General features: G+C 58.4%; 8 protein-coding genes. 6 read left to right on the top strand and 2 right to left on the bottom strand.

The window, feature by feature from the left end; all coding sequences use genetic code 11:
* Positions 1-189 precede the first annotated feature (189 nt).
* The 6 genes from acpS to tsaD are packed head-to-tail and all read left to right on the top strand — an operon-like array spanning position 190 to position 7,013.
* Complete coding sequence (gene acpS, locus DW913_RS09785) at positions 190-729, top strand: holo-ACP synthase (protein ID WP_117798369.1); 540 nt, start codon at positions 190-192, stop codon at positions 727-729.
* Complete coding sequence (locus DW913_RS09780; protein WP_082435564.1) at positions 730-2,346, top strand: NAD(P)H-hydrate dehydratase; 1,617 nt, start codon at positions 730-732, stop codon at positions 2,344-2,346.
* Positions 2,347-2,348: 2 nt separating this feature from the next.
* The gene (gene alr, locus DW913_RS09775) at positions 2,349-3,494 is read left to right on the top strand and encodes an alanine racemase (protein ID WP_117798368.1); all 1,146 of its coding nucleotides are present in this window, start codon (positions 2,349-2,351) and stop codon (positions 3,492-3,494) included.
* Between the two features lie 8 nt (positions 3,495-3,502).
* Positions 3,503-4,123 (top strand): uracil-DNA glycosylase, encoded by a 621-nt coding sequence (locus tag DW913_RS09770; RefSeq protein ID WP_117565042.1) that lies wholly within the window; start codon positions 3,503-3,505, stop codon positions 4,121-4,123.
* Between the two features lie 12 nt (positions 4,124-4,135).
* Positions 4,136-4,642, top strand: coding sequence for a tRNA (adenosine(37)-N6)-threonylcarbamoyltransferase complex ATPase subunit type 1 TsaE (gene tsaE, locus DW913_RS09765; protein WP_089573670.1), 507 nt, complete (start codon positions 4,136-4,138; stop codon positions 4,640-4,642).
* Positions 4,629-7,013: a tRNA (adenosine(37)-N6)-threonylcarbamoyltransferase complex transferase subunit TsaD gene (tsaD, locus tag DW913_RS09760; RefSeq protein ID WP_117798367.1), complete on the top strand. Its 2,385-nt coding sequence runs from the start codon at positions 4,629-4,631 to the stop codon at positions 7,011-7,013. Before tsaE ends, tsaD begins: the two co-directional genes overlap by 14 nt.
* Positions 7,014-7,262: 249 nt before the next feature.
* On the opposite strand, the gene DW913_RS10310 is transcribed toward tsaD, so the two are convergent.
* Positions 7,263-7,577 (bottom strand): type II toxin-antitoxin system RelE/ParE family toxin, encoded by a 315-nt coding sequence (locus DW913_RS10310; protein WP_117798366.1) that lies wholly within the window; start codon positions 7,575-7,577, stop codon positions 7,263-7,265.
* Positions 7,561-7,940: type II toxin-antitoxin system Phd/YefM family antitoxin (locus tag DW913_RS09750; protein ID WP_233542052.1), on the bottom strand; the 380-nt coding region annotated here is incomplete at its 5' end. The genes DW913_RS09750 and DW913_RS10310, both read right to left, overlap by 17 nt.

Here is a 7,940-nt window from a genome sequence, read left to right as displayed (position 1 = left end):
GGGCGCCGCTGACCGGTGGACGGCACCGAGCCGTCATCGAGATTGAAGAAGGGGGAGGCCTCGGGGCCTCCCCCTTTTTTGTATCTCGGGCAATTTGTCTCACATAGTAGCTGTGTTTTATAACCCTCGTTTGTCGCATCTTCTGTGAACGGGCTACAATAACTTAGTCTGTGCGATATGGAGGTGAACATGGCTGAAGCTGGTATCGGCGTTGATATCGTCGAGATTTCCCGCATGAAATCAATTCTTGAAAAGACGCCGTCGTTTGCTCGGCGTGTGTTTACCGAAGAAGAGCGTGCGTATTGCGATGCATCATCGCGTCCCGCTGCTCACTATGCGAGCCGCTTTGCTTCGCGCGAGGCGGTGCTTAAAGCTCTCGGCACGGGTTTTAGTCAAGGCGTGGGTCGCAAGGATGTTTCGGTAACGCGTGATAAACTCGGCAAACCGAAGGCTCTGCTTTCTGGTCGTGCTCTCGAAATCGCCCAGGATTTGGGTGTTGTTGAGGTCGCTCTTTCCATTACGCTTACGGGAGACTTGGCCGTTGCGAATGCCATCGCGATTACCGAAGATGCTCGGCCTAAGCCAAAAGATGAAAAGGTGAGCACCAAGAAACGCGTTGCGCAGACATTTAAAGAGGCTCGCTCTGTATTAGATGAGCTCGAGCAGCTGCAGAATTCAGCATTGACGGAGCACCTGGGCGATGCTTCGCAAGATACGCTAGGAGCATAGATGAAACCGGTTTTGAGTACCGAAGAAGTCGTTCGTCTCGAGGATATCATCGAACGCGAAGGGACTTCGAAGGCCGAGCTTATGGAGCTAGCGGGTGAGTTTGCCGCCAACGAGGTCTTGAAGCTCAATCCCGATCGGGTTCTCGTTCTGGTCGGTTTTGGTAATAATGGCGGCGACGGTTGGGTTGCCGCCGATATCCTGAGCCACAAGGGTGTGGACGTGGATATCGTTTCTCCGGTTGAGCCGGATGAGATTCCTGCTGCTCTGGCACGTCATGTTGCTCGTCGAACTGCCGGCCGCGATGTGCACGTTTGCGTCGGTCCCTCGCGTGACGAACTCGAGGTTTTGATCGATAAGGCCGATGTTGTTGTCGATGCCATTTTTGGTACCGGTTTCCACGGGAATCTGCGTGCGCCGTTCTCCATTTGGATTCCTACGGTCAATGAATGCGCCGATTGTGTCGTATCCATTGATGTCCCCTCGGGCCTGAATGCCGAGACGGGCGTTGTTGATGACGACTGCATTCGTGCCGAGCGCACGGTGACGATGATTGCGCCCAAGATTGGTCTGTATAGCGCTGATGGTCCTGAGTATGCTGGCGATTTGATCTGCGGCAATCTTTACGACCGTCTTGACGAGGTCATCGATGATGTCGACCACGCCGCCGAGATTGTCGAGCCCGGTGACTTAGTTGATTACTTTGCTCCGCTACCATCGAATATCGATAAGTATTCCCGTGGCTCTGTGCTTATTGTCGCCGGATCTGCGCAATATCCTGGTGCTGCCATTATGGCGGCCAAGTCTGCAGCTCGCGCGGGTGCTGGTTACGTGGCAGTCGCGGCTCCTGACGCCTGCGCCAATCTCATTCGCATGGCACTTCCTTCGATTCCGGTCTTTGCTATTCCGTCTGATTCCCGCGGCTCCTTTGGCGCCGCTGCGCGCATGACGGTGTGCGAGATCGCAAAGAAGTACAGCTGCGTGCTGTGCGGTCCCGGTATGACGACGTCTGCCGGCGCTATGCAGGTGGTTTCGGGCTTGCTCGAGCTTGATGTACCGCTAATTTTGGACGCCGATGCACTCAACTGCCTTGCTAAGATTGCCATTGACGGTATTGATAGTAACCCCGAGATGTATCGCCGCGAGCAGCCGTTGGTTATGACGCCGCACTATCGTGAGCTTTCGCGCCTGGTTGCCGGTGACGAGGTGAACGACCTTGGTACCGCGATTGCGGCCGCGCAGAAGGTTGTCTGGGCTGCAGGCTCCGACAATCTGGTGGTCATTGCCAAGGGGCCGACGACGGCTATCTGTGGCGTTGAGCGCGTGCTGCTGCCACTCTCGGGTCCGGCTTCTCTGGCAACTGCCGGTTCGGGTGATGTTCTCGCGGGTATTTTGGCCGGCACGCTTGCCACCATGCGCGACGAGATGGATCGTTGGGAGTTGCTGTATTCGTACGCCGTTGCACTTCACAGCTACGCCGGTTTTGCTGCGGCGACGGAGTATGGTGAGAAGAGCGTTATCGCGACCGATCTTATCGACTTGATCGGTCCTGCCATGGAGCTGGCGGCAAAGGATGCGCTCGAAGATCTGGGAATCATGGACGAAGGGTCGGATGACTAATCATGAATAAAGCCGATTTGACGCGCTGGTCCTGGGTCGAGATCGACCGCGGGGCGCTCCGTCGCAACACGAGAGCCTATAAGAACTTATTGAATCCGCGTCAGCGCCTGTGCTGCGTGGTCAAGGCCGATGCTTATGGTCATGGAGCTGTTGAGTGCGCTAAGATCATGTATTCGGCTGGTGCCGACATGTTTGCCGTGGCGACGGTCAACGAGGGCGTTGGGCTCCGTCAGGGCGGAATTACTAAGCCCATCCTGATTCTAAGCGAGCCGCCTATCGAGGCTATTCCTGCATTGCTCGAGTTCGATATCATGCCCTCGGTCTATACGTCCGATTTTGCTCTCGCGTATGGCGAATGCGCCGTCGCGGCGGGCAAGGTGGGCAAGTACCATCTTGCCATCGAGACGGGCATGAATCGTATCGGCGTTCACTACACACAGGTGCTCGACTTTGTCCGCGGCATCAGCTTCCATCGCGGTATTCAGTGCGACGGCGTATTTACGCACTTTGCCACGGCCGATGAACCTTCGGGTTGGGACTACAAGCTGCAGTGCCAGCGTTTTACCGAGGCCGTTCAGGCCATTAAGGACGCAGGTTTTGAATGCGGTATCGTGCATTGTGCCAATACGCCATCCTCGATGCTCGATTCTTCAATGCACTTTGACATGATTCGTGCCGGCATCGGTTTGTATGGTCTGCAGCCATGTGAGCTGAGTGGTCGCGTGATGCAGCTTGATCCCGTCATGAGCGTCCACGCGCGTGTGACGCGCGTGGCACACCCTGCGATGGGCGAGGGCGTGGGCTACGGCTTTACCTACCGCGTACCGCGCACGCGCGTTCAGATCTGCACCCTTCCGATCGGTTATGCCGATGGCCTTTCGCGTACGCTTTCCAATCGTATGGACGTGCTGTATCGCGGCGAGCGTGTGCGTCAGGTGGGCAATATCTGCATGGACCAGTTTATGGTCGCCATTCAGTCCAACCCGGCGCATGAGATTCCCGAGGCCGAGTATGGTGACGAGATGATCATTGTCGGCCGCGATGGAGATGCCGAGATTACCATGGACGAGATGGCGCGCCTACGCGGCACGATTAACTACGAGGTCGCTTGCGGCTTTGGTATGCGTCTCGACAAGGTCTACGTGTAGGAGTCGCTATGGGCGTCATGCACATTCCCGGCCATAGCCATCAGGCGCCGCGTGAGGTCGCACTCGAGGAGATCGAGGCCGTTCTGGGCGATTGTCACCTTTGCCAGCTTTACCAGTCGCGCCACAACATCGTGTTTGGCGTGGGAAACCCCCGCGCTCGCGTGATGTTTATTGGCGAGGCGCCGGGCCGTAATGAGGATTTGCAGGGCGAGCCCTTTGTGGGGGCGGCAGGCGAGGACCTCAACGGCATTTTGTCGCTGGCGGGGCTCAAACGCGAAGACGTCTACATTGCCAACGTGCTTAAGTGCCGCCCGCCGGGAAACCGCAATCCGCGTCCCGAGGAAGTGCTGGCTTGCTCGCCGTTTTTGCGCGAGCAGATTCGAAGCATCTGGCCCGATATCATCGTGACGCTCGGCAACCCCGCAACGCACTTTGTGCTCAAGACCGAGATCGGCATTACCAAGCTGCGCGGCAGGTTCCATCAGATGGGGCACTTTGTGGTGATGCCCACTTTCCATCCGGCAGCAGCGCTACGCAATCCAGCGTGGCAGGAGCTGCTGGAGGAAGACTTTAAGATGCTGGGCGACTATCTGGGGCGACATCCCGCACCAGAGGACGCCTCGGAATAATAAGGAGCATATATGTCCCTGGAGCGCCTGGGGGTAGGTACTTACAAAACGACTTGCGCTGCCGATACGGAGTACTTTGGCGAGCTAATTGCACCGTGCCTTGAGGACGGAGATGTGCTCATCCTGACCGGTGGCCTGGGAGTGGGCAAAACTCACTTTACCAAGGGCGTCTCGCGCGGGCTGGGCGATGGGCATATGGTTACGAGTCCTACGTTTGCGCTCATGGCCGTTCACGATCAAGGTCGTATTCCGCTGTTTCACTTTGATCTATACCGCCTGGAGCATGCCTACGAGCTCGAGGATACGGGCATTTTCGATGTGCTGGGCTATGAGGGTGCTTGCCTGCTGGAATGGGGCGAACAATTCCAGGACGAGCTGACGGATGAGTATCTTTCGGTGACGCTCAGGCGTGATGAGGGCGACAGCGATGTGCGAACGATAACGCTCGAGGCGCACGGTGACCGCGCAATGGAGCTTTCCCATTTGATTGATAAGGCTGTACAAGATGAGCTTGCATAACGACAACGCGCTGGTGGTGGCGCTCGATACCTCGACCGACATGCTTGCCTGCGCGGCAAGCTGGATTGATGGGCAGACGGGTGAGACGAAGCTCGTGAGTGGCGACCACATGTGTCGCCGTCACGCCAACGTTGAGCTCGTGAATACCGTTGATGGCATGCTGGCTCAAGCCGGTCTGGATCGCAGCGATGTTGGTTGCTATGTGGTCGGCCGCGGCCCGGGGTCCTTTACGGGTGTGCGCATCGGCATCTCCACTGCCAAGGGCCTCGCGCGTGGTGCCAATGTTCCGCTGCTGGGCGTGTCGACGCTCGACGCTTGCGCTTGGACGGCGTGGAAGGCTGGCGTGCGCGGCAAGCTTGGTATCTTGGCCGATGCTATGCGCGGTGAGGTATATCCGGCGCTGTATATGCTGGTCGATGAGGGTCCCGAGCGTCAATTTGAGCGCGAACACGTGGTCAAGGCCGCCGTGGCGCTCGATGAGTGGCGCCAAGCAGCGGACTGGGGCCAGGTTCAGCTGACCGGTGACGGTCTCGTGCGCTATGGCAAGCTGCTGGATGAGGACGAGGCCGCCCGCTGCGTGGAGCGCGACCTGTGGTGGCCTTCGGGCGAGGGCTTGCTGCTCGCGCACGCTGCGGGTGACGGCGATCCGGCCCGCGTCCTGCCGATTTACACGCGCCTTTCGGATGCCGAGGAAAACGAGCGCAAGCGTCTTGGTCTTGCCGAGAGTGCGCAGAGCGAAATTACGGGTGTTGCCGATGAGCTCGCCGGTCGTCATCTGCAGTTCCGTCCCATGGGCGCGGCGGATGCCGAGGGCGCGAGCGCGCTGGAGACTGCCTGCTTTGAAGGTGCCGGACACGAGGCATGGACGCCGGGCATGTTCCTGTCCGAACTGGGCGAGGACGTCGCTGCGCCGCGTAGTTGGTGGGTAGCACACGACGACGGCAAGCTGCTGGGCCTTGCCGGCGGTATGGTCGTGGACGGTGATGTGCAGATTCTGGATGTCGCCGTCGACCCGGCATATCGCCGTGAGGGCATTGCCCGCAAGCTGCTGTCGCACGTGAGCTATGATGCCCAGATGCTCGGCTGCACCACGGCTTCGCTCGAGGTCGAGGACGGCAACGAGGGAGCGATCGCGCTTTATAACGCTCTGGGCTTTACCGAGGCAGGACGGCGCCGCGGCTACTATGGTGCCGGCAAGGATGCCATCGTCATGACGGCTCCGCTGCCCCTGGTGCTTCCGGTCGACAATGCTTCACCCGAGCCGACGGCAGCCGAGCAGCGCGTATGGCCGCTGCCTGCGCCTAGGCGCTCCGAGGGGGAGCGTGCCGAAATTGAGCGCCGCCGCCTAGTGCTTGCCATCGAGAGTTCCTGCGACGAGACGGCCGTGGCGATTATCGATGCGGATGGCAATATGCTGGCCAACCAGGTGTCGACGCAAATTGATTTTCATGCCCGCTTTGGCGGCGTGGTGCCCGAGATCGCCTCGCGCAAACACGTTGAGGTGATTGTGAGTGTCGTGGATGCGGCGCTCGAGGATGCCGCAGCATCGCTTGGTCTTGAGGGTGGAGCCATTGCCCCCGGCGAGCTCGCCGCCGTGGGCGTGACGCAAGGTCCGGGCCTGGTGGGCGCCCTGGTGGTGGGCGTCGCCTTTGCCAAGGGCTTTGCGTATGCTGCCGGCAAGCCGCTCGTGTGCGTCAATCATCTGGAGGGCCACCTGTTTGCCAACCTGTTGGCGCAGCCCGACCTCAAGCCCCCGTTTATCTTCACGCTTGTCTCGGGCGGGCACACCATGCTCGTGCATGTAAAGGCATGGGGCGACTACGAGGTGCTTGGCGAAACGCTCGACGACGCCGTGGGCGAAGCCTTCGACAAGGTGGCCAAGGCGTTGGGTCTGGGCTATCCCGGTGGCCCCATCATCTCCAAGCTGGCCGAGACGGGCAACCCCAAGGCGATCGATTTTCCCCGCGCGCTTAACAGCAGGGGAGACTATCGTTTCTCGCTTTCGGGGCTTAAAACGGCCGTGACGCTCTACATTGAACAGGAGACCAAGGCCGGGCGCACGATTCACCTGCCCGATCTGGCGGCTTCGTTTGAGGCAGCTGTCTTTGACGTTCAGTACAAGAAGGCCAAAAACGCCCTGCATGCCACCGGATGCAAGGAATACTGCATCGGCGGCGGCGTCTCGGCTAATCCGCATCTGCGCGAGATGATGATCAAGAAGCTTGGGCGTCAGGGGATCCGCGTAACGGTGCCACCGCTTTCGGCGTGTACCGACAACGCCGCCATGATCGCAGAGGTTGCCCGCCGTAAATTCGACCGAGGAGAAATCTCGCCGTTCGACGTCGACGCCGATCCGAACATGACGCTGTAGCCGTATGGGTGCGGTCCCCGACCGGAGGGGCCGGATATAAGGTTTCCTGCTCTACAGTCCTGCGCAAGACGAAGGCCACATTAAGTGGCCTTCTTTGCGTGCGGAACTCGCGATAAACCTTATATCCGGCCCCTCCGGTCGGGGACCTTTCTGCATCGATATGGCTTCTGGGCTGGATCGGCGTCGAAAACGTCCAGCAAGGTTGGCCAGCCTGTGTCGAATTTCCGGCGTGCTTTAGCTGAAAGAAACCTACCTGATAATCGACTCAATATCTCGTCTCTTATATAGCAGTCGGCGGACTTCCATAACGTCGTCGATGACGACATAAAAAACCATGTAGTTGCCAACGTAGAAGCGGTAATACGGGTGCAACCGCCTTCTTGTCGAAGGGTATGTTGGTGACATGGTTGGATTCTTGAGATGTTCGAGTATGCCTGCTTCAACATTGTCGACAAGCCTATTTGCTGCAGCGGGGTTATTGAGATCAAAGGCGATATATGACGCTGCTTGGCTGAGGTCCTCCCAAAATAGGGGAAGATAGCGGAGCTTATAGGGCCTGTTCATCGAGACCGCCGTTGAGCATTTTTCTGACAGAGCCAAAGACATCGTCGTGTGTATAGCGAAGTTGCATGCTGGCGGCCTGACGATCAGCGGCATCAAGGGCGCTCTCGATTGTATTGCTCAGCGACTTGTACTGCTCAAAGCTCATGACGACCATAGAGCCCCGCCCGTTTTTAGTTAGAAAAACCGGACCCTCTTGTTCGACTTCGCGTTCAACGTCCGGGTAGTGATTTCTGAGATCTGAGACTGGCCTAATATTCACAGCTACCTCCTGAGCTATCAGGATATTATCGTAATTATGATAACAGAGTTTAGATTTGGGATGGGAGCTCCTCGGGGGCGGGGCGGGTGCCTGCCGCCATATAT

The sequence above is a fragment of the Collinsella sp. AM42-18AC genome (assembly GCF_003467965.1).
In the GTDB taxonomy this organism is placed as follows: Bacteria; Actinomycetota; Coriobacteriia; order Coriobacteriales; family Coriobacteriaceae; genus Collinsella.
The sequence above is the reverse complement of the archived record's forward strand: the minus strand, read 5'-3'. Positions and strand labels throughout refer to the sequence as shown.